This is a genomic window from Pseudomonas moraviensis subsp. stanleyae (genome assembly GCF_036283065.1).
Classification (GTDB): Bacteria; Pseudomonadota; Gammaproteobacteria; order Pseudomonadales; family Pseudomonadaceae; genus Aquipseudomonas; species Aquipseudomonas stanleyae.
The window spans coordinates 289,696-315,462 of sequence record NZ_JAADJI010000003.1 but is presented as its reverse complement, the minus strand read 5'-3'; the positions used below and the strand labels follow the sequence as shown (position 1 = coordinate 315,462).

At 61.2% G+C, this 25,767-nt stretch carries 20 protein-coding genes, 4 tRNA genes and 1 pseudogene; 21 read left to right on the top strand and 4 right to left on the bottom strand.

Annotation, left to right across the window (positions count from 1 at the left end):
- Positions 1 to 3 precede the first annotated feature (3 nt).
- From leuB to GXB78_RS06615, 20 genes and pseudogenes are all read left to right on the top strand, one after another.
- A complete protein-coding gene (gene leuB, locus GXB78_RS06710; protein WP_016773933.1) occupies positions 4 to 1,086 on the top strand; it encodes a 3-isopropylmalate dehydrogenase in 1,083 nt (360 codons plus the stop codon).
- 66 nt (positions 1,087 to 1,152) lie between these two features.
- On the top strand, positions 1,153 to 2,265 hold the full coding sequence (gene asd / locus GXB78_RS06705; protein ID WP_329514830.1) for an aspartate-semialdehyde dehydrogenase: 1,113 nt from the start codon (positions 1,153 to 1,155) through the stop codon (positions 2,263 to 2,265).
- A gap of 234 nt (positions 2,266 to 2,499) precedes the next feature.
- Positions 2,500 to 3,510, top strand: a complete 1,011-nt coding sequence (locus GXB78_RS06700; protein WP_329514829.1) for an aspartate-semialdehyde dehydrogenase — start codon at positions 2,500 to 2,502, stop codon at positions 3,508 to 3,510.
- 208 nt (positions 3,511 to 3,718) lie between these two features.
- Positions 3,719 to 6,394 carry a FimV/HubP family polar landmark protein gene (locus tag GXB78_RS06695; RefSeq protein WP_329514828.1) on the top strand — a complete coding sequence of 892 codons (2,676 nt, stop codon included), beginning with the start codon at positions 3,719 to 3,721 and terminating at the stop codon, positions 6,392 to 6,394.
- Positions 6,395 to 6,660: 266 nt separating this feature from the next.
- Entirely contained in the window at positions 6,661 to 7,485 is an 825-nt protein-coding gene (truA, locus tag GXB78_RS06690) for a tRNA pseudouridine(38-40) synthase TruA (RefSeq protein ID WP_329514948.1), read from the top strand.
- 64 nt (positions 7,486 to 7,549) lie between these two features.
- Positions 7,550 to 8,182 carry a phosphoribosylanthranilate isomerase gene (locus GXB78_RS06685; protein ID WP_329514827.1) on the top strand — a complete coding sequence of 211 codons (633 nt, stop codon included), beginning with the start codon at positions 7,550 to 7,552 and terminating at the stop codon, positions 8,180 to 8,182.
- A gap of 199 nt (positions 8,183 to 8,381) precedes the next feature.
- Positions 8,382 to 9,302 carry an acetyl-CoA carboxylase, carboxyltransferase subunit beta gene (accD, locus tag GXB78_RS06680; protein WP_016773939.1) on the top strand — a complete coding sequence of 307 codons (921 nt, stop codon included), beginning with the start codon at positions 8,382 to 8,384 and terminating at the stop codon, positions 9,300 to 9,302.
- The gene (gene folC / locus GXB78_RS06675) at positions 9,299 to 10,606 is read left to right on the top strand and encodes a bifunctional tetrahydrofolate synthase/dihydrofolate synthase (protein WP_329514826.1); all 1,308 of its coding nucleotides are present in this window, start codon (positions 9,299 to 9,301) and stop codon (positions 10,604 to 10,606) included. Before accD ends, folC begins: the two co-directional genes overlap by 4 nt.
- Positions 10,590 to 11,240 (top strand): SPOR domain-containing protein, encoded by a 651-nt coding sequence (locus GXB78_RS06670; protein WP_329514825.1) that lies wholly within the window; start codon positions 10,590 to 10,592, stop codon positions 11,238 to 11,240. The genes folC and GXB78_RS06670 overlap by 17 nt, the downstream gene beginning before the upstream one ends.
- A gap of 98 nt (positions 11,241 to 11,338) precedes the next feature.
- The gene (locus GXB78_RS06665; protein WP_016773942.1) at positions 11,339 to 11,899 is read left to right on the top strand and encodes a CvpA family protein; all 561 of its coding nucleotides are present in this window, start codon (positions 11,339 to 11,341) and stop codon (positions 11,897 to 11,899) included.
- A gap of 41 nt (positions 11,900 to 11,940) precedes the next feature.
- Positions 11,941 to 13,446 carry an amidophosphoribosyltransferase gene (purF, locus tag GXB78_RS06660; protein WP_007956466.1) on the top strand — a complete coding sequence of 502 codons (1,506 nt, stop codon included), beginning with the start codon at positions 11,941 to 11,943 and terminating at the stop codon, positions 13,444 to 13,446.
- Positions 13,447 to 13,517: 71 nt separating this feature from the next.
- Positions 13,518 to 14,729: an O-succinylhomoserine sulfhydrylase gene (locus tag GXB78_RS06655; RefSeq protein WP_016773944.1), complete on the top strand. Its 1,212-nt coding sequence runs from the start codon at positions 13,518 to 13,520 to the stop codon at positions 14,727 to 14,729.
- Positions 14,726 to 15,502, top strand: a pseudogene (locus GXB78_RS06650) (SDR family oxidoreductase). The gene GXB78_RS06655 and the pseudogene GXB78_RS06650 overlap by 4 nt, the downstream one beginning before the upstream one ends.
- A gap of 176 nt (positions 15,503 to 15,678) precedes the next feature.
- A tRNA-Val gene (locus GXB78_RS06645) sits at positions 15,679 to 15,754 on the top strand.
- Positions 15,755 to 15,809: 55 nt separating this feature from the next.
- A tRNA-Asp gene (locus tag GXB78_RS06640) sits at positions 15,810 to 15,886 on the top strand.
- Between the two features lie 93 nt (positions 15,887 to 15,979).
- Positions 15,980 to 16,056 (top strand) — tRNA-Asp (locus GXB78_RS06635).
- A gap of 483 nt (positions 16,057 to 16,539) precedes the next feature.
- Positions 16,540 to 19,371 carry a xanthine dehydrogenase family protein molybdopterin-binding subunit gene (locus GXB78_RS06630; protein WP_329514824.1) on the top strand — a complete coding sequence of 944 codons (2,832 nt, stop codon included), beginning with the start codon at positions 16,540 to 16,542 and terminating at the stop codon, positions 19,369 to 19,371.
- Positions 19,364 to 19,903 (top strand): (2Fe-2S)-binding protein, encoded by a 540-nt coding sequence (locus tag GXB78_RS06625; RefSeq protein ID WP_329514823.1) that lies wholly within the window; start codon positions 19,364 to 19,366, stop codon positions 19,901 to 19,903. The genes GXB78_RS06630 and GXB78_RS06625 overlap by 8 nt, the downstream gene beginning before the upstream one ends.
- Positions 19,904 to 19,905: 2 nt before the next feature.
- Entirely contained in the window at positions 19,906 to 21,141 is a 1,236-nt protein-coding gene (locus GXB78_RS06620) for a c-type cytochrome (protein ID WP_329514822.1), read from the top strand.
- A 1-nt stretch (position 21,142) separates the two neighbouring features.
- Positions 21,143 to 22,114: an XdhC family protein gene (locus tag GXB78_RS06615; protein ID WP_329514821.1), complete on the top strand. Its 972-nt coding sequence runs from the start codon at positions 21,143 to 21,145 to the stop codon at positions 22,112 to 22,114.
- A 43-nt stretch (positions 22,115 to 22,157) separates the two neighbouring features.
- Here the strand turns inward: GXB78_RS06615 and GXB78_RS06610 are convergent, their stop codons facing one another.
- Positions 22,158 to 23,441 (bottom strand): NAD(P)/FAD-dependent oxidoreductase, encoded by a 1,284-nt coding sequence (locus tag GXB78_RS06610; RefSeq protein ID WP_329514820.1) that lies wholly within the window; start codon positions 23,439 to 23,441, stop codon positions 22,158 to 22,160.
- Positions 23,442 to 23,624: 183 nt separating this feature from the next.
- Between GXB78_RS06610 and GXB78_RS06605 the strand changes: the two genes are divergently transcribed.
- Positions 23,625 to 23,701, top strand: a tRNA-Val gene (locus GXB78_RS06605).
- A gap of 223 nt (positions 23,702 to 23,924) precedes the next feature.
- On the opposite strand, the gene GXB78_RS06600 is transcribed toward GXB78_RS06605, so the two are convergent.
- The 3 genes from GXB78_RS06600 to GXB78_RS06590 are packed head-to-tail and all read right to left on the bottom strand — an operon-like array spanning position 23,925 to position 25,554.
- A complete protein-coding gene (locus GXB78_RS06600; RefSeq protein ID WP_329514819.1) occupies positions 23,925 to 24,947 on the bottom strand; it encodes a phage integrase Arm DNA-binding domain-containing protein in 1,023 nt (340 codons plus the stop codon).
- The gene (locus tag GXB78_RS06595) at positions 24,947 to 25,180 is read right to left on the bottom strand and encodes a hypothetical protein (protein ID WP_016773953.1); all 234 of its coding nucleotides are present in this window, start codon (positions 25,178 to 25,180) and stop codon (positions 24,947 to 24,949) included. The genes GXB78_RS06600 and GXB78_RS06595 overlap by 1 nt, the downstream gene beginning before the upstream one ends.
- 44 nt (positions 25,181 to 25,224) lie before the next feature.
- Positions 25,225 to 25,554, bottom strand: a complete 330-nt coding sequence (locus GXB78_RS06590; protein ID WP_329514818.1) for a hypothetical protein — start codon at positions 25,552 to 25,554, stop codon at positions 25,225 to 25,227.
- Positions 25,555 to 25,767 lie beyond the last annotated feature (213 nt).

Below are 25,767 nucleotides of genomic sequence, written 5' to 3'. Positions count from 1 at the left end.
AGCATGAGCAAGCAGATTCTGATTCTCCCGGGTGACGGTATTGGTCCGGAAATCATGGCCGAAGCAGTCAAAGTGCTGGAACTGGCCAATGACAAGTACAGCCTGGGCTTCGAGCTGAGCCACGACGTGATCGGTGGCGCGGCCATCGACAAGCACGGCGTGCCGCTGGCGGACGAAACTCTGGATCGTGCACGTGCTGCCGATGCCGTGCTGCTGGGCGCGGTCGGTGGTCCGAAATGGGACACCATCGAGCGCGACATCCGCCCTGAGCGCGGTCTGCTGAAAATCCGTGCGCAACTGGGCCTCTTCGGCAACCTGCGCCCGGCGATCCTGTATCCGCAACTGGCCGACGCGTCGAGCCTGAAGCCGGAAATCGTTGCCGGCCTGGACATCCTCATCGTCCGTGAGCTGACCGGCGGCATCTATTTCGGCGCGCCGCGTGGCACCCGTACGTTGGACAATGGCGAGCGCCAGTCCTACGACACCCTGCCGTACAGCGAAAGCGAAATCCGCCGCATCGCCCGTGTCGGTTTCGACATGGCCATGGTCCGTGGCAAGAAGCTCTGCTCGGTGGACAAGGCCAACGTGCTGGCGTCCAGCCAGTTGTGGCGTGAAGTGGTCGAGCAAGTGGCCAAGGATTATCCGGAAGTCGAGCTGAGCCACATGTACGTCGACAACGCCGCCATGCAACTGGTGCGTGCGCCGAAGCAGTTCGACGTGATCGTCACCGACAACATGTTCGGCGACATCCTCTCCGACGAAGCGTCGATGCTCACCGGTTCCATCGGCATGCTGCCGTCGGCCTCGCTGGATTCCAACAACAAGGGCATGTACGAGCCTTGCCACGGTTCGGCGCCGGACATTGCCGGTAAAGGCATTGCCAACCCCCTGGCGACGATCCTGTCGGTGTCGATGATGCTGCGTTACAGCTTCAATCTGCATGATGCTGCCGATGCCATCGAAAAAGCCGTCAGCGTCGTGCTCGATCAGGGCTTGCGCACCGGCGACATTCATTCCGCCGGTTGTACCAAAGTCGGTACGCAGGAAATGGGCGACGCAGTAGTCGCCGCGCTGCGGAATCTGTAATCTCTCGGGCCCGCTGCGAAATTCAATACAAAGCAGCGGCCCACTTTTCAAGAAGGTGTAGTTGCGATGAAACGTGTAGGTCTGATCGGTTGGCGCGGGATGGTCGGTTCCGTGCTCATGCAGCGGATGCTGGAAGAGCAGGATTTCGATCTTATCGAGCCGGTGTTTTTCACCACGTCCAATGTCGGTGGCCAAGGCCCGTCCGTGGGCAAGGACATTGCTCCGCTCAAGGACGCTTACAGCATTGACGAGCTGAAGACTCTCGACGTGATCCTCACCTGCCAGGGCGGCGACTACACCAGCGAAGTATTCCCCAAGCTGCGCGAAGCCGGCTGGCAGGGTTACTGGATCGATGCGGCGTCGAGCCTGCGCATGAACGATGACGCGGTGATCATTCTTGACCCGGTCAACCGCAAGGTCATCGACCAGCAGCTGGACGCTGGCACCAGGAACTACATCGGCGGCAACTGCACCGTCAGCCTGATGCTGATGGGCCTGGGTGGTCTGTTCGAGGCCGGTCTGGTCGAGTGGATGAGCGCCATGACCTATCAGGCGGCCTCCGGTGCCGGCGCGCAGAACATGCGTGAACTGATCAAGCAGATGGGCGCGACCCACGCCGCTGTCGCCGATCAACTGGCCGACCCGGCCAGCGCGATCCTCGACATCGACCGTCGCGTGGCCGAGGCCATGCGCAGCGAAGCGTATCCAACCGAAAACTTCGGCGTACCGCTGGCCGGCAGCCTGATCCCGTGGATCGACAAGGAACTGCCGAACGGCCAGAGCCGTGAAGAGTGGAAGGCCCAGGCCGAGACCAACAAGATCCTTGGCCGCTTCAAAAGCCCGATCCCGGTGGACGGCATCTGCGTGCGCATCGGCGCCATGCGCTGCCACAGCCAGGCGCTGACCATCAAGCTCAACAAAGACGTACCGATCGCCGATATCGAAGGGCTGATCAGCCAGCACAACCCGTGGGTCAAGCTGGTGCCGAACAACCGCGAGATCAGCATGCAGGAGCTGAGCCCGACCAAGGTCACGGGCACCCTGAATGTCCCGGTCGGCCGTCTGCGCAAGTTGAACATGGGTTCGCAATTCGTCGGTGCCTTCACCGTCGGCGACCAACTGCTGTGGGGCGCGGCCGAACCGCTGCGCCGCATGCTGCGGATTCTGCTGGAGCGTTGATCGCTTGAAGCAATGAAAGAACCCGTGCCTTGTGAGAGGTGCGGGTTTTTTATGCCTGAAGATGCGGTGCCTTGCCTGGAATCTTCGCGAGCAGGCTCGCTCCCACCGTGGAAATGCATTCTCCCTGTGGGAGCGAGCCTGCTCGCGAAGAGGGCGGTACAGGCACCCCCGAATTGCCTGCATGGCAGTCAGCCGGTAAAGTGCCGCTCCCCCCGTTTTGCCAGAGGTAGCTCCATGACCCAGACTTTCGATATCGCCGTTATTGGCGCCACCGGTACTGTCGGCGAAACCCTCGTACAGATTCTCGAAGAGCGTGACTTTCCGGTCGGCAATCTGCACCTGCTGGCGAGCAGTGAATCGGCCGGCAGTTCGGTGCTGTTCCGCAACAAGAACGTGCGCGTGCGCGAGGTCGACGAGTTCGATTTCAGCAAGGTCCGACTGGTGTTCTTCGCCGCCGGCGCTGCGGTGTCGCTGAGCTATGCGGCGCGCGCCCATGCCGCTGGCTGCTCGTTGATCGACCTGTCCGGCGCCTTGCCGGCGGACCAGGCGCCGCAAGTGGTGCCCGAGGCCAATGCCGATATCCTCGCCGGTCTGCAAAGCCCGTTCCAGGTCAGCAGCCCAAGCCCGTCGGCCACCACGCTTGCTGTAGTGCTGGCGCCGCTGCTTGATCTGATCGATCTGCAATACGTCAACGTCACCGCCAATCTGGCGGTTTCTGCGCAAGGTCGCGAGGCGGTCACCGAGCTCGCGCGGCAGACTGCCGAATTGCTGAACATGCGCCCGCTGGAGCCGACCTTCTTCGATCGGCAGATGGCGTTCAACCTGCTGGCCCAGGTCGGCACGCCGGATGCGCAGGGCCATACGCTGCTGGAAAAACGCCTGGTGCGTGAGCTTCGGCAGGTACTGGCGAAACCTTTATTGAAGATTTCTGCCACTTGCGTTCAAGCCCCGGTGTTTTTTGGCGATAGCTTTAGCGTGACCTTGCAGTCAGGTAGTGCTGTTGACCTGGAAAAGGTCAACGCAGCGCTCGAAGCTGCGCCGGGCATCGAGCTGGTTGATGCTGGCGATTATCCGACCGCTGTCGGCGATGCAGTGGGGCAGGACGTGGTCTATGTCGGTCGCGTACGCAGTGGCGTCGACGACCCGGCGGAACTAAATCTTTGGCTGACGTCAGATAACGTACGCAAAGGCGCGGCCCTCAATGCCGTGCAACTGGCTGAGTTGTTGATAAAAGACCTGCTGTAAAAGATACTTGGCAACAATTTGTCGACTGATTCTAGGTGCGCGCTATGCTTGCCCGAAGCGCTCGATGACGAGTCACCCTCCGGGACTTTCCGGGGCAGTAAAGAAATGATCGCGCGCGGCGACTTCCGTCGTCGCGCGCAATGCCTTACGGCAGCGGTATTCAAAAGCTTCTCGCTGGCCGAGGAACGTTCAAACAAAGGATGAGGCTATGGTTCAAGTTCGCAAACTGGTGTTAGCAATAGCGGCCGCCTCGGCGCTGTCCTCCGGTATGGCGCATGCCCTCGGGCTCGGGGAGCTGACCCTGAAGTCGACCCTGAACCAGCCGCTGGTGGCTGAAATCGAGCTGCTCGACGTCAAGGATCTCACCGCCGCCGAGGTGGTGCCGAGCCTGGCTTCACCCGAAGATTTCGCCAAGGCCGGCGTCGACCGCCAGGCGTTTCTCAACGATCTGACCTTTACCCCGGTGCTCAACGCCAACGGCAAAAGCGTGTTGCGCGTGACCTCGAGCCAGCCATTGTCGGAACCGATGGTGAAGTTCCTCGTGCAAGTGATGTGGCCCAATGGTCGCTTGCTGCGTGACTACAGCGTGCTGCTCGATCCGTCGAAGTTCTCGCCGCAGACCGCTGACGCTGCCGCGCAACCAGCGCCGTCGCAGACCATCACTGCGCCAACCACTGGCGCCACCCATCGCAATCAATACACCACCACACCGCGCGACACCCTGTGGGAAATCGCCGCGAAGGCGCGCAATGGCGGCTCGGTGCAGCAGACCATGCTGGCGATTCAGGCACTCAATCCGAATGCCTTTATCGACGGCAACATCAACCGTCTGAAAACCGGTCAGGTGCTGCGTCTGCCGGACTCGGTACAAAGCACCGCGCTGCCGCAATCGGCAGCCATCGCTGAAGTGGCGGCGCAGAACGAAGCCTGGCGTCAGGGCCGTCGCTACGTGGCCAAGCCTGGCACTGGTCAGCAGCAACTCGACGCGACCAATCGCGGCCGTGGCAATGCCGGTGCGGCGCCCAACACTCAGGACAACCTGAGCCTGGTCTCGGCGGAAAACGCCAAGCCCGGCGCGAAAGGCCCGGCGGGCGACGCCAAGGCGCTGAGCAACAAACTGGCGATCACTCAGGAAAACCTCGACACGACCCGTCGTGACAACGAGGAACTGAAAAGCCGCATGGCTGATCTGCAAAGTCAGCTGGACAAGCTGCAGAAACTGATCGAGCTGAAGAACAATCAATTGGCGAAGATGCAGGCCGATGGCACCGGTGTCGCGCCGGGCGCTGCGCCTGGCGCCAACGGTGCTGTACCGCCGGTGCCGGCGATTACCGCCGAACTGGCCGCGACTCCGCCGGCGACCCCGGCCGATGCCGCAGCGACTTCGCCCACCCCGGAGTCGGCCATTGCGCCGCCAGCGGAAACGCCAGTGGAGCCGGTTGTCGAGCCGGTGGTCGAAACCACGCCCGCTGCTGCTGACGATGACAAGGCCTTCAACGACCTGCTGACCAATCCGATCCTGCTCGGCCTGATTGGCGGCGGTGCAGTGGTTCTGCTGCTTTTGCTGTTGCTGTTGGCGCGTCGTCGCAAAGCCCAGCAGGAAGCTGAAAAGCATCTGCGCATGGCTCGCGCTCTGGCTGAAGAACAAGAGTTTTCCGCCGAGCATGATTTGCCGGAAAGCAGCTTCTCTGGCCTGGAAACTCCGGCGGCCAGCGTCAAATTGAACACGCCTGCTCCGGCACCTGCGCCGACGCCAGCGCCAGCACCGGTTGTCACTCCGGTGGTAATGGCCGCGCCGATCGCCGCGCCTCTGGTAGCCCCGGCCGGCGAACGCTCGGATGACGTCCTCGACAAAGCGCAATCGCACATCAACGCCGGCCGCCTGAATCAGGCCGCCGCGCTGCTGGAAGAGGGTGTCAGCCTTGAGCCGGAACGCAGCGATCTGCGCCTGAAACTGATGGAAGTCTACGGTCAGCAGGGCGACCGCGATGCGTTCGTCGCGCAAGAGCGCCAACTGGTCGCCAACGGCGACAACTTCGCCAAGGTCGAAGCGCTGAAAAGCCGCTTCCCGGCCATGGCTGTGGTTGCTGCCGGTGGGCTCGCGGCTGCCGCCGTCGCTGCCGAGCTGGACGCGCAATACGTCAAGGAGCTGCTGCAGGACGAGCCGCAAGCGCCCGAGACTGCTGCTGATGATCTCGATACAGCGTTCGATTTGAGCCTGGATGATCTCGACAACATCACCCCAGTCGATCCTGCGCCAGTGGCTGAGCCAGAAGCGCCGGTCGAGCTGGATGATTTCCCGGCCGAAGACGATCTGAGCTTCGCCTCGGTGCTGCAAGAGCAGACCGAGATGAAAGACAATCTTGACGATCTGTCGGACTTCGATCTGGACATGGACCTTGGCGCCGAGCCATCGCCAACTACCCTGGCTGAAGATGACTTCCTGCTCGACCTCGATGACGGTGTGAAAGATCTGCCGCCGGTCGAAACGCCGGTAGTCGCCGACGTGCCGCAGGACGATCTGGAGTTGCCGGCCGATTTCGACCTGTCCCTGGCAGACGAAATGGACACCAATCCCGCCGCCGAGCCGGACGCCTTCGCGGCCGAGCTGGACGATGTCAATGCCGAGCTGGATCGTCTGTCGCAGAGCATGGCCGAACCGACCTTCACCGAAGCGGACGCTGCGATGGGTGACGATCTGGGCGAAGACGATTTCGACTTCCTCGCTGGCACTGACGAAGCAGCGACCAAACTCGATCTGGCCCAGGCTTACATCGACATGGGCGACGCCGACGGTGCGCGCGACATCCTCAACGAAGTGTTGACCGAGGGTGACGAGAAGCAGCGGGGCGAGGCCAAGGAAATGCTTTCCAACCTGGTCTGAGTTCAGCGGTAGACAACAAGCGGCAGCCCGGTGGGGCTGCCGTTTTTGTTTGTGCCGGATTCGGCGGTGTTTGATCGATTGCTTTCGCGAGCAGGCTCGCTCCCACAGGGGGGGCGCATTGCAAATGTGGGAGCGAGCCTGCTCGCGAAGGGGCGGCACTGCCGATAGAGAATTCTGGCATCCCCGGCCCACCGCCTTATAATGCCCGCCTTTGCAAATCAGCAGGCTGTCCCACCTTGGCAAACATAGATAACCCGGTCGCCGAAATGGCGCCCGACGGCTTTTACCGCGTCGCGCTGGGCGTTGAGTACAAAGGCTCGCGCTACAGCGGCTGGCAGCGGCAACTGACCGGCGTGGCGACGGTGCAGGAAGAGCTGGAAAAAGCCTTGTCGAAAGTCGCCAATTCACCGGTGTCCCTGCAATGCGCCGGGCGTACCGACGCTGGCGTGCACGCTTGCGGCCAAGTAGTGCACTTCGACACCCAGGTCGATCGCTCGCTGAAAGCCTGGGTCATGGGCGCCAACATCAATCTGCCCCACGACATCAGCGTCAGTTGGGCCAGGGTCATGCCGGCGCATTTTCACGCGCGCTTCAAAGCCATCGCCCGGCGTTATCGCTATGTGATCTACAACGATCAGATTCGCCCGGCGCACCTCAACGAAGAAATCACCTGGAATCACCGTCCGCTCAACGCCGAGCGTATGGCCGAGGCGGCGCAGTACCTGATCGGTACCCATGATTTCAGCGCATTCCGAGCCGGTCAGTGCCAGGCCAAGTCGCCGATCAAGAAGATGCATCACCTGCGCGTGACCCGTCACGGCAAGATGATCGTGCTCGACATTCGTGCCAACGCGTTCCTGCATCATATGGTGCGCAACATTGCCGGTGTGCTGATGACCATCGGTGCTGGTGAGCGCCCGGTGGAGTGGATGAAGGAAGTGCTGGAAAGCCGCGAGCGTCGCTCCGGCGGGGTGACCGCGCATCCGTACGGACTGTATCTGGTGCAGGTCGAGTACCACGACGAATTCCCGTTGCCCGAGCGCTTTATCGGGCCACATTTCCTTACGGGTTTCTCCGAACTTGACGGCTGACGCCCTCGAACGCTTTTGTTACCATCCGGGACGTTTTCGGATTTTGCCTTGAGGTTTTCCTGACATGTCAGCCGTTCGCAGCAAGATCTGCGGCATTACCCGCATCGAAGATGCACTGGCCGCGGTCGAAGCCGGTGCCGACGCGATCGGCCTGGTGTTCTACGCCAAGAGCCCGCGAGCGGTGAACGTGCAGCAGGCGCGGGCGATCATCAAGGCGTTGCCGCCGTTCGTCACCAGCGTCGGGCTGTTCGTCAATGCCAGCCGTTGCGAGCTGGGAGAAATCCTCGATGCGGTGCCGCTGGATCTGCTGCAGTTCCATGGCGACGAAAGCGCCGAGGAATGCGAAGGCTGGCATCGTCCGTACATCAAGGCGCTGCGGGTCAAGGCCGGTGATGACATTGCCGCTGCCTGCGATGCCTTCCCCGGTGCCAGTGGCGTACTGCTGGACACTTATGTCGAAGGGGTGCCCGGCGGAACCGGCGAGGCGTTTGACTGGTCACTGATTCCGCAACACTTGAGCAAACCGCTGATTCTGGCCGGCGGCCTGACGCCGGAGAACGTTGCCGACGCCGTGGCACGGGTCAAACCGTACGCGGTGGATGTCAGCGGCGGAGTAGAGGCGAGCAAAGGCATCAAGGATCACCGCAAGATTCGCGCATTCATCAACGCGGTGCGCGGCAATACGTCGTCGATGTGACGGCTGGCAGTCTGCCGCCGTCCATCAATGCACTTGCACAAAGCAGGCGCGGCTGAGGGTTGCTGAATCGTACGCAGGTCATGTTTCGCGCTGACCGCGACCGTTCATCAACCATCGCCACACACATGAATTTAGCTCAAGGGCATACGCGGGGCTGCGAACCAGAGCGTTCGGGCCGCCGGTACTGGAGAAAGAAAGCATGAGCAACTGGTTAGTAGACAAACTGATCCCTTCGATCATGCGCTCGGAGGTCAAGAAGAGCTCGGTGCCTGAAGGTCTGTGGCACAAATGCCCGTCCTGCGAGGCGGTGTTGTACCGTCCGGAGCTGGAAAAGACCCTGGACGTTTGCCCCAAGTGCAACCACCACATGCGCATCGGCGCACGTGCGCGAATCGACATTTTCCTCGACCCGGAAGGCCGCAACGAACTGGGCGCCGATCTGGAGCCGGTTGACCGTCTGAAATTCCGCGACGGCAAAAAGTACAAGGATCGCCTGGTCGCTGCGCAGAAGCAGACCGGCGAAAAAGACGCGCTGATCTCGGTCAGCGGCACCTTGCTGGGCATGCCAGTGGTGGTTTCGGCATTCGAATTCAACTTCATGGGCGGTTCCATGGGCGCCATCGTCGGTGAGCGCTTCGTTCGCGCTGCCAACTACGCGCTGGAAAACCGCTGCCCGATGATCTGCTTCGCCGCCTCCGGTGGTGCGCGCATGCAGGAAGCGTTGATCTCGCTGATGCAGATGGCCAAGACCTCGGCCGTGCTGGCGCGTCTGCGTGAAGAGGGGATTCCGTTCATCTCCGTGCTGACCGACCCGGTCTACGGCGGTGTTTCCGCCAGTCTGGCGATGCTCGGCGACGTTATCGTCGGCGAGCCGAAGGCTCTGATCGGTTTTGCCGGTCCGCGGGTGATCGAGCAAACCGTGCGCGAAAAATTGCCGGAAGGCTTCCAGCGCAGCGAATTCCTGTTGGAGCACGGCGCCATCGACATGATCATTCATCGTCAAGAGCTGCGCCCGCGTCTGGGTAACCTGCTGGCGCAGATGACCGGCAAGCCGACGCCGAAGTTTGTCGCCGCGCCGATCGAGCCGATCGTGGTACCGCCGGTGCCTGCCAACGTATGACCCAGCGCACCCTTGGTGAATGGCTCGCCTACCTCGAGCAGTTGCATCCGTCGGCCATCGACATGGGCCTGGAGCGTTCGCAACAGGTAGCGTCCCGCATGGGGCTGGGCCAGCCGGCGCCTCGGGTGATCACGGTCACCGGCACCAACGGCAAGGGTTCGACCTGCGCGTTCGTGGCTTCGTTGCTGCGCGCGCAGGGCCTGAGCGTTGGTGTCTACAATTCCCCGCACCTGCTGCGTTACAACGAGCGGGTGCAGCTCAATGGCGTCGAAGCCACTGACGCCCAGCTGTGCGAAGCCTTTGCTGCGGTCGAGGCCGGCCGCGGCGAGACTTCCCTGACTTACTTCGAAATGGGCACCCTGGCGGCGTTCTGGCTGTTCCAGCAGTCCGCACTTGATGCCGTGGTGCTTGAAGTGGGGCTGGGCGGACGTCTGGATACCGTCAATGTAGTCGATGCCGATATTGCGCTGGTCACCAGTATTGGCGTCGATCACGCTGATTACCTGGGCGATACCCGCGAATCCGTAGCCTTCGAGAAGGCCGGAATCTTCCGCCAGGGCAAGCCGGCCCTGTGTGGCGATCTGAATCCTCCGCAACCACTGCTCGACAAGGCACGCGAACTGGCGTGTCCGTTTTTCCTGCGTGGACGCGATTTCGATCTCGGCATCACCGACCAACTCTGGCAGTGGCGCGGTACCGATGCGCAGGGTCAAGCGGTCGAATTGCGCGACTTGCCGCTGCTCGATCTGCCGATGGAAAACGCCGCACTGGCGCTGCAAGCCTATCTGCTGACGGGGTTGCCGTGGAATGCCGAACAGATTGTCGCGGCGTTGCAGGCTACGCGCGTGGTCGGGCGCCTCGATCGTCGTTCGTTCGAGTGGAATGGCAAGCGCTTGAACCTGTTGCTGGATGTCGGTCACAACCCGCATGCCGCTGAATATCTTGCGCGTCGACTGGCAGCGCGGCCGCTGGTTGGCAAACGCCTGGCGGTGTTCGGCCTGCTGGCGGACAAGGATCTGGATGGTGTTATTGGCGAATTGAATGCTAGTGTCGCGCATTGGGCTGTCGCGCCGCTGGATTCGCCACGCGCGCGCCCGGTCGCAGAGTTGCAGGCAGCGCTGCAGAACCTTGGCGCTTCGGTCACGTCTTACCACAGCGTCGCAGCCGCTCTGGAAGGGCAGTGCGCGATAGCGACCAGCGACGACGAGATTCTCTTGTTCGGATCATTTTATTGTGTCGCCGAGGCCCTTGAGTGGCTGGCCCGGCGCTCCACGGAGGAAGCGGCAAATGGCTTTGCTGGATAAAGCGTACAAGCAGCGCATGGTCGGCGCACTGGTGCTGGTGGCGCTGGCGGTGATCTTCCTGCCGATGCTGTTTTCCCGCCAGGACGAGCAGCGTCAGGTGACGGTCGAGGCCCCGGCTGCGCCTCAGCCTTCGGCCCTGCCGCAAGTGCAAATGGACCCGGTCGCCGTGCCTGAGCCGCAGGCTTTGCCGCAAGAGCCGGTGCCGACTGACGAAGAAGTCGCTGAAGACGCAGCGCCTGCTGCCCCGGCTGCCCCGGCTCCGACCATCCCTGCACAGATTGCCCGTCCGGCAACGCCGCCACCGGTGGCCAAGCCGATTCCGGCGCCGGCCCAGCCGATCACTTCGGCAACCAGCAAGCCGGACACCACGCAGAGCCGCGTCGATGCCAACGGTCTGTCAGTGAGCTGGTCGGTGCAACTGGCCAGTCTGTCTAGCCGCGCCAGCGCCGAAAGCCTGCAGAAAAACCTGCGCAGCCAGGGTTATAACGCCTACATTCGTTCTGCCGATGGCAAGAACCGGGTGTTCGTCGGTCCGCTGATCGAGCGTGCCGAAGCCGATCGTCTGCGTGATCTGCTGAGTCGCCAGCAGAACCTCAAGGGCTTCGTTGTCCGTTTTCAGCCTGAACGTGGCTGAAATCTATCACCTCGATTGAAAAGCACTGACAATCGCAGCTTACCGACAGCCATGCGCTCTGCTAAAATGCGCCGCCTTATCCGTCTGTAGGCTGCACTGTGCCATTTACCTGGGTTGACTGGGCGATCGTTGCAATCATCGCCATCTCCGCTTTGATCAGTCTGAGCCGCGGCTTCGTAAAGGAAGCCTTATCGCTGCTGACCTGGATCATCGCAGGAGCGGTTGCCTGGATGTTTGGTGGCTCACTGTCCGAATACCTCGCCGGATACATCGAAACCCCATCGGCTCGCGTGATCGCGGGCTGTGCCATCATGTTTGTCGCCACACTGATCGTGGGCGCAATGATCAATTATCTTATCGGCGAGTTGGTTCGCGTCACCGGGTTGTCCGGGACCGATCGATTCCTCGGCATGGCCTTCGGTGCAGCGCGTGGCGTGTTGCTGGTGGTCGTGGCGGTCGGGCTGTTGAGCCTGGGGCCGGTACAGCAGGACGGGTGGTGGAAAGAATCACAGCTCGTGCCCAAGTTTCTATTGGTCGCCGACTGGTCCAAAAACCTGATACTCGGGTGGAGCAGTCAGTGGCTTGCCAGCGGAATCAGCGTACCCGCTGAGATTCCGTTCAAGGAGCAGCTCTTGCCGACGGCGAAAACGCCTCAGTGAGTGTTGCTCAGTTCAGATCCATTAAGTAGGGGTTGCGTCGCATGTGTGGCATCGTCGGTATCGTCGGTAAGTCGAACGTCAATCAGGCGCTGTATGACGCGCTAACCGTGCTCCAGCACCGCGGCCAGGACGCTGCCGGTATCGTGACCAGCCATGATGGCCGGTTGTTCCTGCGCAAGGATAATGGCCTCGTGCGTGACGTGTTCCAGCAGCGTCACATGCAGCGTCTGGTCGGCCACATGGGTATCGGCCACGTTCGTTACCCGACTGCCGGCAGCTCGACGTCGGCCGAAGCCCAGCCGTTCTACGTCAACTCGCCTTACGGCATCACCCTGGCGCATAACGGTAACCTGACCAACGTTGAACAGTTGGCCAAAGAGATCTACGAATCCGATCTGCGTCACGTCAACACCAGCTCCGACTCGGAAGTGCTGCTCAACGTGTTCGCCCACGAGCTGGCCCAGCGCGGCAAGCTGCAGCCGACCGAAGAAGACGTGTTCGCCGCCGTGACTGATGTACACAACCGCTGCGTTGGTGGTTACGCCGTGGTGGCGATGGTCACCGGTTACGGCATCGTCGGTTTCCGCGACCCGCACGGCATTCGTCCGATCGTCTTCGGTCAGCGTCACACCGATGAAGGCGTCGAGTACATGATCGCCTCGGAAAGCGTTTCGCTGGACGTGCTCGGTTTCACCCTGATCCGCGATCTCGCGCCGGGCGAAGCGGTGTATATCACCGAAGACGGCAAGCTGCACACCCGTCAGTGCGCAACCAACCCGTCGCTGACTCCGTGCATTTTCGAACACGTCTACCTGGCGCGTCCCGACTCGATCATCGACGGCGTCTCGGTGTACAAGGCGCGTCTGCGCATGGGTGAGAAGCTCGCCGAGAAAATCCTGCGCGAGCGTCCTGAACACGATATCGACGTGGTCATCCCGATTCCGGACACCAGTCGCACCGCGGCGCTGGAACTGGCCAATCACCTGGGCGTGAAATTCCGCGAAGGCTTCGTCAAGAACCGCTACATCGGCCGCACCTTCATCATGCCGGGCCAGGCCGCGCGCAAGAAGTCGGTACGCCAGAAGCTCAACGCCATCGAGCTGGAGTTCCGCGGCAAGAACGTGATGCTGGTCGATGACTCGATCGTGCGCGGCACCACCTGCAAGCAGATCATCCAGATGGCCCGCGAAGCCGGCGCGAAAAACGTCTACTTCTGCTCGGCGGCACCCGCGGTGCGCTTCCCGAACGTCTACGGCATCGACATGCCGAGCGCCCACGAACTGATCGCGCACAACCGTTCGACTCAGGACGTGGCTGATCTGATCGGCGCTGACTGGCTGATCTATCAGGACCTGCCTGACTTGATCGAAGCGGTCGGCGGCGGCAAGATCAAGATCGAAAACTTCGATTGCGCCGTATTCGATGGCAAGTACGTGACCGGTGACGTCGACGAGGCTTACCTGAACAAGATCGAACAGGCGCGCAACGATGCCTCGAAGGTCAAGACCCAGGCAGTCAGTGCGATCATCGATCTGTACAACAACTGAGTTTCCACCGGCCCTGAGGGGCCGGTTTTGTATGTGATATTCATTGTTCGAGAACAGCAAGGAGAGACAGCATGAGTCAGGAATGGGATGCCGGTCGGCTGGACAGCGACCTCGAAGGCGTAGCGTTCGATACCCTGGCCGTCCGTGCCGGTCAGCACCGCACGCCGGAAGGCGAGCACGGTGATCCGATGTTCTTCACCTCCAGTTACGTGTTCCGCACCGCCGCCGATGCGGCCGCGAGGTTTGCCGGCGAAGTGCCGGGTAACGTTTACTCGCGTTACACCAATCCGACTGTGCGTGCGTTCGAAGAGCGTATCGCCGCGCTGGAAGGCGCCGAGCAAGCCGTCGCCACGGCAACCGGCATGGCCGCGATCATGGCGGTGGTGATGAGCCTGTGCAGTGCTGGCGATCATGTGCTGGTGTCGCGCAGTGTGTTCGGTTCGACCATCAGCCTGTTCGAGAAGTATTTCAAACGCTTCGGCGTTGAAGTCGATTACGTACCGCTGGCCGATCTGTCAGCCTGGGATGCGGCGATCAAGTCCAACACCAAATTGCTTTTTGTCGAGTCGCCGTCCAATCCGTTGGCCGAGCTGGTGGATATCGCCGCGCTGGCAGAAATCGCCCATGCCAAGGGCGCGCAACTGGTGGTCGACAATTGCTTCTGCACCCCGGCGCTGCAACAGCCGCTGAAGCTCGGCGCGGACATTGTCGTGCACTCGGCGACCAAGTTCATCGACGGTCAGGGCCGTTGCATGGGCGGCGTTGTCGCTGGTCGCGGCGAACAGATGAAGGAAGTTGTCGGTTTCCTGCGGACCGCTGGGCCGACCCTCAGCCCGTTCAACGCGTGGATCTTCCTCAAAGGTCTCGAGACCCTCAATCTGCGTATGAAAGCTCACTGCGCCAACGCCCAGGCGCTGGCCGAATGGCTGGAGCAGCAGGACGGCATCGAGAAAGTCCATTACGCCGGCCTCAAGAGCCATCCGCAGCACGAGTTGGCCCAGCGCCAGCAGAAGGGCTTCGGTGCCGTGGTCAGCTTCGAGGTCAAGGGTGGCAAAGAGGGCGCCTGGCGCTTTATCGATGCTACGCGGTTGATTTCGATCACCGCCAACCTCGGCGACAGCAAAACCACGATCACCCATCCAAGCACCACCTCCCACGGCCGTCTGGCACCGCAGGAGCGTGAAGCGGCAGGGATTCGCGACAGCCTGATCCGCGTCGCGGTCGGTCTGGAAGATGTTGCCGACCTGCAAGCGGACCTGGCGCGCGGTCTGGCGGCGTTGTGATCGAGTTGTCGACACCGACGGCCAATACCCATGGCCGCGTGGCGCTGGTCACCGGCGCTGCACGCGGTATCGGCCTGGGCATCGCCGCTTAGCTGATCAGCGAAGGCTGGCAAGTGGTGCTGACCGATCTCGACAGGGCGCGTGGTTCCAAAGTGGCAAAGGTGCTCGGCGAGAATGCCTGGTTCATCGCCATGGACGTCGCGGATGAAAATCAGGTCGCGCTGGGCGTGGCCGAGGTGCTGGGTCAGTTTGGTCGCCTGGATGCGCTGGTCTGCAACGCAGCGGTGGCCGATCCGCACAACATCACCCTGGAAAGCCTCGATCTGGCGTATTGGAATCGGGTGCTGGCGGTGAATCTCAGCGGGCCGATGTTGCTGGCCAAACATTGTGCGCCTTACCTGCGTGCGCACAACGGTTCGATCGTCAATCTGGCCTCGACCCGCGCCGGGCAGTCGGAACCGGATACCGAGGCCTATGCCGCGAGCAAGGGCGGATTATTGGCGCTGACCCATGCGCTGGCCATCAGCCTCGGGCCGGAAATTCGAGTCAATGCCGTCAGCCCGGGCTGGATCGATGCGCGTGATCCCTCGGTGCGTCGCGCAGAACCATTGGCCGATGCCGATCATGCCCAGCATCCGGCGGGCAGGGTAGGGACGGTCGAGGACGTGGCGGCGATGGTGGCGTGGCTGCTGTCGCGCAATGCCGGGTTTGTCACGGGCCAGGAATTCGTCGTCGATGGCGGCATGACGAAAAAGATGATTTACGAGCAGTGAAAGGCAGCTGCAAGCTAAAGCAAGACGCTGGTGTGCCTGCTTTAGGTGATCCTGCTTTTTCTTGAAGCTTGCAGCTTGCAGCTTGCAGCTAAAACCCGTTTTTGAAAAAAACTCCAATCCTGCTATTGACTTAGCTTCGCCACCTGCGTAAATTTCGCGGCCTCGGAGATGCAAACGGGTGATTAGCTCAGCTGGGAGAGCGTCTGCCTTACAAGCAGAATGTCGGCGGTTCGATCCCGTCATCACCCACCACTCCCGAGAAGCTTGCGCAAGCAAGAGAGTAGGCTGAAAGTGCCTGCACCGACGCGCAGCGGTAGTTCAGTCGGTTAGAATACCGGCCTGTCACGCCGGGGGTCGCGGGTTCGAGTCCCGTCCGCTGCGCCATATTTTACGAGTCAGATTCATCTGGTTCGCGATTGCCAGGCACCGAAGCCGGCAATCAAAACGAGTTACTTGAGCGCAAGCTCAAAGCGATACGCAGCGGTAGTTCAGTCGGTTAGAATACCGGCCTGTCACGCCGGGGGTCGCGGGTTCGAGTCCCGTCCGCTGCGCCATATCTGCTTCAAGGACCACTGAACGCCTTGAAGCGCCGAGACCAGCCACAGGCTGAATCGGATTGATAGCAAAGACCCTGGTCGAAAGACCGGGGTTTTTTGTGTCTGAAATTTGGCTATTCCCCTCTCGAACCCCTGCACAAATCGCCCTGTAGGAGCTGTCGAGTGAAACGAGGCTGCGATCTTTTAATCTTGATTTTAAAAAGCAAGATCAACAGATCGCAGCCTCGTTTCACTCGACAGCTCCTACAAGAATCCCTGCAAGCCCCCTGCGATCCCACGTCGCATTGATTTTTTGATTATTTAGTCAGGTTTTTGTAACTGGTTGTTTGCTGCGGGCGCAGAAACCTTTAAAGTTAACCTTTCGGTCAGCTTTGCACTGTCAACACAGCTCTTTGCTTCGCCAGAAAGAGCTTCTGCACGACTCGAGATCCCCAGTAGATAACCACAAGGGCGGACCTATAACCGCCCAGAGGATGATCCATGTCCAACCGTGAAATATCCCGGCGCTCGTTCCTTCAGGGCGGGCTGGTGGCGGGTGTGAGCGTTACGCTTACGCCGCTCAGCAGTCAGGCGCTGGCTGCCTTGATGGAAAACAGCGTCACCGTGCCGTCCGAGAAATGGCTCGGCAATAACGGCAAGGCGCGGCAACGCAACGATGCCCTGTCCAAGGTCTGCGGCAGCAAAGTGTTTGCCCGCGACATCCGCGCCAAGGACATGCCCGGCTGGCCTGAGCAACAGGGCCACGCGATGCTGCTGAAAACCATCAAGGCCGACCGCATCTACGCAGGCTACGACCTGTCGTGGCTCGGCGCCGATCTGCAGCCCGACCGCATCGTCACCGCTGCCGATCTGGACAAGGACGGTATCGTTTTCCCCGAAGAACACGCTCCCGATCCATTGCTGCCCGAAGGCAAGGTACCGATGTTCATCGGTCACCCGGTGGCGATCCTGATCTGGAACGACTTCGAGCGTTTCCGGCAGGCCAAGAATCAACTCAAATTCAATGACAAAGCGATTCGTTACGGCGCCAAGGTGCCGTTCTACGAAGGCGACCCCTACGGCAGCTTCCGCTACGTGCGCGTCGGCGGCGCGACCTCGGCGGACGAAGACGAGTTCGCCAGCCTCAAGGATTCGATCCTGTTCCCGATGCTGAAGAACCGCCGACCGGTGTGGAATGCCTCGCCGAACCTGCACGGCAACCTGACCGAGCGCGGCCTGTTCTACGCCGACCGCATGAAGCAGGAAATCGACACGCCGCCAGACAACTGGCTGGTGTTCGATGAGCGCTACAAAACCCCGTCGATCGAACCGGCCGCCCTCGAGCCGGACAACGGCAACGGCTGGTACGACCCGAAAACCAAAACCCTGCATTTCGTTGTTGCCACTCAGTGCCCGCTGGAAGTTGCGACCGAGACGGCGAAGATGATCGGGCCGTCGCGTTTCGGCCTGACCAACCTGAACATGCACCCAGGCTACACCGTCGGCTACGGCTCCAAAGACCACAACATCTTTGTCTACTACGCAGCCCTGGCCGCGTTGTACGGCGCCGGTGTGCCGGTGCGTCTGGCCAATGACCGCTACGAGCAATTCCAGAGCGGTATCAAGCGTCACCCGTTCGACATCCGCTACCAGTTGGCCGTGGACAAGCACGACTACACCTTCAGGATTTTCCGCGCGGAAATGAGCGTCGACGGCGGCGGCCGGGTCAACTACAGCCCGTCGGTGGCGGCGGTGGGTGCCACGGCTGCGCAGTCGATCTACTACATGCCGCAGAACGATCTGCAGGTTACGGCGTACCACTCGCGCGCGGTCGAGGCGGGTTCGATGCGCGGTTACGGCACCCTGCAAAGCATGGCCGCGACCGAAATGATGGTCGACGAGATCGCCAATCGCCTGGGTGTCGACGCGATCGATTTGCGCCGCAGGAATGCCCTGCGGTCCGGCATGAAGAACACCCAGGGTGCGATTCCGGCCGGTGCGTTGCGCCTGCACGAAATTCTCGACAAGGCCTCGGTGCACGAAGTCTGGAAAAACCGTGACGCGATCAAGCAACAACGCGAAGCGGCAGATCCTGATAACTGGTATGGCGTCGGTTTCGCCATCTGCCAGAAAGACTTCGGCACCGGCTCCGAAGCGCCGATGGCCAGTATTGAATTCACTGCTGACGGGCGCATCACCCTGCGCCACATCGGCATCGAAATCGGCACCGGCATGTCCACCTCGCAAGCGTTGGTCGTCGCCGATTTCCTCGGCAGCCCGGCGCACGATGTGAAGACCGGCGAAACCGAATGGCAGGAAATGCAACTGATCACCAGCGGCAATCCGTACATCATGAGCCAGGCCGAGCAGGACAATCTGCTGCGCAACCCGCGCTGGGTCGGCAAGCTGGCCTCGGCGTCGTCGGCGACCAACTCCGCCTATTACTTCAGCCATGCGACCCGGGAAGCGGCGCGCGTGCTGTTCAACCACGGTTTGTGGCCGGCGGCGCTCGAAATCTGGCGTCAGGGCCCGCATGGCGGCCAGGCCAACCCTTACGTGGTGCGTCGCGAAGATGCGCACTGGGTCGATGGCAAGCTGACCGCCAACGGCATGCAACCGCTGAGCTTCGAAGAGCTGGCCAGGCGCGCCCATGAACGCGGTCTGGTGACAGGCGCCACGGTGCACGGTTTCAACCGCTGGAGCTGGGCCGAGGCCGAGTACAGCATCGACGGCGTGCGCGAGCGCCTGCCGCTCGACGGTCTGGCGGTGAAATACGGCGATGGTGCGCCGCAAGCGAAGAAAGCGCAGATGAACAGCGCTGGCTTCCATCTGCTCGATCGGCAGAACGTCAATTACCCGGTGGTGCAATTGAACAACGCAGCGGTGACCTATTACAGCCCGGTCGCCACGCTGGTCGAGTTGAAGGTCAACAAAGGCTCGGCAGAGGTTCAAGTGCTCAATCACCATTCGTGGATCGAGTGTGGTCGCGTGCTGGTTGAAGAGTTGGTCAAGGGCCAGCTCGAAGGCGGTGTCGCCATGGGTATTGGTCATGCGCTGATGGAAGAAATGCCGTTGTACGAAGGCGGGCCGGGGGAGGGTGACTGGAACTTCAACCGTTACCGTCTGCCGATGGCGCGTCACGTTGCAGTGTGGAAACAGACCGCGGAAATTCTGCCGCCGCTGTCGCCGAGCGATCCGTCAAAAGGCATCGCCGAAGTGGTGATGATCCCGATTGTCGGTGCCATCGGTAACGCTGTGGCGCACGCCATCGGTAAACGTGTTCGCGACCTGCCCATCACTGCTGCGCGCATCAAGGAGGCCCTCAATGGCTAACCGTCCGCTTCAACTGACCCTCAATGGTCAATCCGTCGGCCCGGTGGACATCCCTGATGACCTGCCGATGATCGACTACCTGCACGAATACAAAAACCTCACCGGCTCGCGTCTGGGCTGCGGTCAGGGCATCTGCCACGCCTGTGTGGTAATCGTCGACAACCCCGACGGCACCAGCGAAGAAGTGCGCACCTGCATCACCGGCGCGCATTACTTCGAGGGCAAGAAAGTTCGCACGATCGAAGGCCACGCCACTCGCGATGAGCAAGGTCAGGTCACCGAGCTCAATCCGATCCAGCAGCGCTTTGTCGACGAATTCGCGTTCCAGTGCAGCTACTGCGCGCCGGGCTTCGTCAACGCCGCAACCGTGCTGGTCGAGAAGCTGCAACGCCAGCCGATTGTCAAAAGTCAGCTGGAACAGGTGATTGAGGACAGCCTTGGCCACCACGTCTGCCGCTGCACCGGGTACGTGCGTTATTACAACGCGACGCGCAACGTGCTGAGCGATCTCGGCCTGGTCAAGGAGGGTTGAGCATGAAGCGTTTACTGACCCGCTTGGCCCTCGCGGTTGGCGTCGCTGCGCCGGCGTTTTTTGCCCACGCCGACGATCAGGTCAAGCGCGGCGAATACCTCGCCCGCGCCGCCGACTGCATGGCCTGCCACACCGCACCGGGTGGCGCGCCTTATGCCGGCGGCCTGCCGATCGTCTCGCCATTCGGCACGATCTACGGCACCAACATCACCCCGAGCAAAGAGCACGGCATCGGTCTTTATAGCGATGACGAGTTCTTCGCTGCCTTGACCGAAGGCAAGCGTCGCGACGGTGCCAATCTCTATCCAGCGATGCCGTACACCTCGTATCACCTGATGCCGCGCGCCGATTCCGATGCGATTCACGCGTATCTGAAAACCATCGAGCCGATCGAGCGCGCAGCACCGGTAACCAGCCTGAGCTTTCCGTTTAACGTGCGTCTGGGCCTGACCGGCTGGAACATGCTCTATGGCAAAGACGTCAAGCTTGAGCCCGCCGAAGGCAAAAGTGAGGCTTGGAAGCGCGGCCAGTACATGGTCGATGTCCTCGGTCACTGCGGTGAATGTCACACGCCACGCGGCCTGCCCGGCGCGATGCAGATGGACAAGCGCATGACCGGCGGCATCCTCAATGGTTATCTGGCGCCGAGCCTGTTGGCCACTGACCTGGCCGCGCGCGGCTGGAATCAGCAGGATCTGAGCACGTTCCTTAAACACGGTATGAGCGCGCAAGGAACGATGTTCAACGAGATGTTCCCGGTGTTTCACAACAGCACTCAGGGTTTGAGCGATGCTGATCTGGCGGCGATGGCGACCTTCCTGCTCGGCGAGCAACCGCCGCCAGCCAAAGAGCTCGTCGAAGTGCCGCTGGACCAGCTCAGCCCGAGTGCCCAGCGCGGCCGTCAGGAATATCTGAACGTTTGTGCCGGTTGCCACGCTGCTGGCGGTGAAGGCAAACCGCACATTGCCGTGGCCATGCGCGGCAACACCACGTTGCGTCTGGAAGATCCGCGCAACCTGTTGCGGGTTATCGAGGACGGTATCGGTGAACAGAAGTTCTCCGGGTTCGAGCACATGCAGCCGATGCCGGGTTTTGCCGACAAGCTCAGTCCCGAGCAATTGACCGATCTGCTCAACTACCTGCGTCAGGGTTGGGGTGGGCAGAGCGCTGAGCTGGCGGTGAGCGAAGTGCAGAAGCTGCAAGCCGACGCGCCGAGCGTCGAGCACAAGGCCCACTGATATGCAGCATCTCGATCTGCAAGTGGTGCGTCGAGCGCTGGAATGGTCGGTGGCCGGGCAGCGCATCTGGCTGTGCACCGTGCTGGCCACCTACGGCTCGGCACCGCGCGCGCCGGGTTCGCTGCTGGCGGTGAACGACGGCGGGCAGTGGATCGGCTCGCTGTCGGGCGGTTGCGTGGAAGAGGACTTTCTTGAGCGCGTCGCCGAAGGTGCGTTTCTCGAAGCGGTCAGCGTCGTGCGCTACGGCGAAGGCGATGATCCGCGCTCGCGGGTCAGCCTGCCTTGTGGCGGCATTCTCGATGTGTTGGTAGAGAAACTTGACGCTGACTGCAAGGTGCAGGCGCATCTGCGCGAACTGGAATCAGCGCTGCTCGGTCAGCGTCGGCTGCTTCGCGAGGTCGACCTGGCCAGCGGTGCGCGCACTCTGTTCGCTGATCGTGAGCAGGGCGCGCGGATCGAGCGTGAGATCGATCGGGTGCGCATCCGTATTGGCGCGGCGCAGCGCTTGTTGCTCGCCGGCTACTCCAGTGTGGCGCAGGCCTGTGCCGAGTTTGCGGTAGGGCTTGGCTTCGAAGTGATTCTCTGCGACCCGCGCGATGAAGTGCTTGAAGGTGTGGTGCTCAATGGCGTGGAAATCCGTCGGCAGTTGCCTGCGGTGTTCATCGCCGACGGTGGCTGTCATCGCGACACAGCGGTGGTGGCGCTGACCCACGATCCGCGTATCGATGACCTGGCGATGATGGAAGCGGTGCGCACCGAAGCGTTCTACATCGGTGTAATGGGTTCTCTGCAGACATCGCAAAAACGTTTCGAACGCTTGCGGCGCATTGGTGGCTTGAGTGAGGCTGAGCTGGCGCGGATTCACGCGCCGATCGGCCTCAACCTCGGCAGCAAGACCCCGGCGGAAATTGCGCTGGCGGTACTGGCGGATATCCTGAGGATTCGCAGCGGGATTGCTCGGGATCAGCTTTGAGCTTTATGCAGAAATGAAGAGGGCCGCGATTTGCGGCCCTTTTTTACATCCCGAATTTGTCGCGCAGCCCGTAATACCATGCACCCAGCGCGGCAAACGGTGTGCGTAGCAACTGCCCGCCGGGGAAGGGGTAGTGCGGCAGGTCGGCAAAGGCATCGAAACGCTCGGCCTGACCGCGCAATGCTTCGGCGAGGACTTTGCCTGCCAGATGCGTGTAGGTAACGCCGTGACCGCTACAGCCCTGCGAGTAATAGATGTTGTCGCCCAGGCGTCCGACTTGAGGCAGGCGGGACAGAGTCAGCAGGAAGTTGCCGGTCCAGGCGTAATCGATCTTGGTGTTCTTGAGTTGCGGGAACGCCTTGAGCATCTTCGGGCGGATGATTGCTTCGATGTTCGCCGGATCGCGCGCGCCATAGACTACGCCGCCGCCGAAGATCAAACGCTTGTCGGCGGTCAGGCGATAGTAGTCGAGGAGATAGTTGCAGTCCTCCACGCAGTAATCCTGCGGCAACAGCGCCTTTGCCAGCTCATCGCCCAAAGGCTCGGTGGTGATCACTTGAGTGCCACACGGCATCGATTTGGCCGCCAGTTCCGGCACCAGATTACCGAGGTAGGCATTGCCGGCAACGATGATGAACCTGGCCCTGACCTTGCCTTGCGGCGTATGCACAACCGGATTGGCGCCGCGCTCGATGCGCACGGCAGGAGATTGCTCATGGATGGTGCCGCCGAGAGACTCGACCGCCGCCGCTTCACCGAGCGCCAGATTCAGCGGATGGATGTGGCCGCCGCTCATGTCGAGCATGCCACCGACGTATTGATCACAACCGACCACTTCACGGATGCGGCGTTGGTCCATCAGCTCCAGTTGGGTGTGACCAAAGCGCTCCCACAGGCGCTTTTGCGCTTCGAGATGGCCCATCTGTTTGGCGGAGAGGGCGGCAAACACGCCGCCGTCCTTCAGATCGCACTGGATGTTGTATTTGGCTACGCGGTCGCGAATGATCCGGCCGCCTTCAAAGGCCATTTCACCGAGCAGCTGCGCTTGCCCGGGGCCGACCGTACGTTCGATAACGTCAATGTCGCGGCTGTAGCTGTTGACGATTTGCCCACCATTGCGCCCCGATGCTCCAAAACCGACTTTGGCCGCTTCCAGCACGGTTACGCGAAAACCGTTCTCCAGCAGGAACAAAGCGGAAGACAGCCCGGTATACCCGGCACCGATCACACAGACGTCCGTCTCCACATCATCCTGCAGCACAGGACGGGGCGGTACGGCATTGGCCGACGCAGCGTAATAAGACTCTGGGTATTGGGTGTTCGCCATCCTGCCGCCTCTGTTTAATATATTTTACGAGTGCGTCGATCCTACCCGAGTTGAAAAACCTCCGCCAGCCGCCGGAAAATCTTCTGCGCCAAACCAAAATTAAATATTTTGCATATTCATAGGGTTAGGTGAAAAAAAGGTGTTGACACCCCTCCGGAATTCCGTAGAATGCCGCCTCACAGCAGGCACGTAGCTCAGTTGGTTAGAGCACCACCTTGACATGGTGGGGGTCGTTGGTTCGAGTCCAATCGCGCCTACCAAACAAAATCCGCTCTGCTGGGCGGTCTAGAAGGGCTCACCGAAAGGTGAGCCCTTTTTTGTTGCCTACGATTTGCAAAACTTTTGCAAAACTTTTGCAAAACCCCCACCTCAGAACGCCAGTTCGGCGCTTACCTCAACATAGTCGATCGTCTTGTCGCCGTGTCCCTCCTGATAGTGCTTCGTCATCTTCTCGTCCGCGTGGCCCAGCAGCGCCTGGATGTATTACTGCGGGAAGTTCTGCTGCTCGTACAGCCACGCACCTAAAGCGCGGATTTCGTGAAAAGTGGGGCGCTCACCGGCCGGCACGTGGTCATAAGCGTGCGCCGCGTCGCGGGCCTTGCTGAACTCCTTGGTCAGATAGTCCGGCGTCACCGACGTCCAGTGGTCCTTCGCATCGATCTGTTCGCGGCGCCGCGCCTTCGGTTTGTAGTGGATCAGGTAGGGCGAGACCAGAGGCGAGCGCAGGCACTCGCCGACGACTTCACGCAGCGCGGCTCCCATGGTGATCTTCAGGTGAACCGGATTGTCGTAGCCCTGAGTCTTGCCCGGCGACACGGTCAGCGTGTTCTTGTCCATGTCGACCGCCGACTTCAGCCAGGTCACGATATCCTCACGGCGCTGAAGGCTGGCCAGTGCCAGGCGGATTGCTCGTTTCAGCCAAGGCGGCGTGGTCGCCGCGCCGATGATCGTCTGTAATCCTTCCAGCGTGTGCCGCTGGCGCTTCTTCTCGGCTTCCTTCTTGACCAGAGTCAGCTCGGCGCAATTGCGCTCGGCCAACCCCTTGGCCACGGCGAAAGCGAAGATCTGCACCCACAGCCCGCGATGCTTTGTGTAGGCGTTGTTGCTGAACTGGTCCAGGTATTCGGCCATGGCCAGCACATCCATCTGCCCGATCAGGCGATCGCCGAGATCTTGCCGGTACCGCTCGAGCTTGAATTTGATCTCTTCCAGTGTCCGCGCCGCATAGCCCTTGTCGATTAGCCATTCGTCATTGAACCGCTGCAGCAGGTTGCTCACCGTTGGCAACCGGTCGCCTGTCAGCAGGGTAAGCAGGGCGCCGTCATCGACGACCAGCGCCGCGACCTTGAGGTTTGCTGCGTGCGCGAGCTTGATTGCTTCCTCAAGTGGGCGGTTGATGCTGGTCATCAAACCGGTGATGGGGTTCCGGTACCGAAAATATTTACCGTTCGGGTAAAGATTTGGGGGTAGCTTCCTGTTTTTGAGCGTGCGCGGCCGGGCAGCCATCAGCCTATCTCCAACATCTTGGCCAGCAGGGGATCATCTGACCCCATCACGGCCGCCTGCACATCCACAAAATACATCCCGCCTTTTACCTCTCCTACCACTTCGCCTTCCTCAATCCATTTTTTCAACTGCTGCAAACTCGGCTTGCCGCCGACGTAGCGGAGCTTTCTGTATTCGCCTGCCTCCATAAGGCGCGGCAACTTGACCGTGATCTGGGCCAGAATTTTTGCCATTGTGATGCTCCATGCCGCGCGTGGCGGCAGAAGGTGGTGATGGGTTAATCCATTTGGTACCAGACGCCGCAATCGACGCCTTCGGATTGCAGCGATTTGTGCATGGCCTGCACGCCGGCATAGCGCCGGTTACCCTGGCCATCAAACGGCGCGCCGAGGTGAAAGGCTCGGGCGTGGTAAGTGCTGGCAGACTGCATCCAGCCATGAAGGCCGGCATCGTGGAGCGTCTTCTCGCGGAGAAGGCCGACGCGGAGATAAACCCGGTCGAGGTTCGCGCTACCGCCATCGTCCGGTGCCGCTGCTGCGGCGGCCTTACCTGCTTCGAGGGCGCGCGCGACTGCTGCCACCACTTCTGGTAACTGTTCTTTTTTCATGGGTGCACCTCGCCCGCCGTACACCGGCAGGCTGTTGAGTTGGGGGAGGGGTTACCGCTGGGCGCGGCGTTTGAAGTCAGTGCAGCGCACGATCACGGTCTGCTTGTCGTTCGAAAGCGGAGGCATGGTGCTGAAGGGAAGGTGGCTGCAATCGCGGTGGGCGTGGGTGCAGGTGGTGCACATTCCGCCTTTGGGTTGGTGAGTCATCGCCAC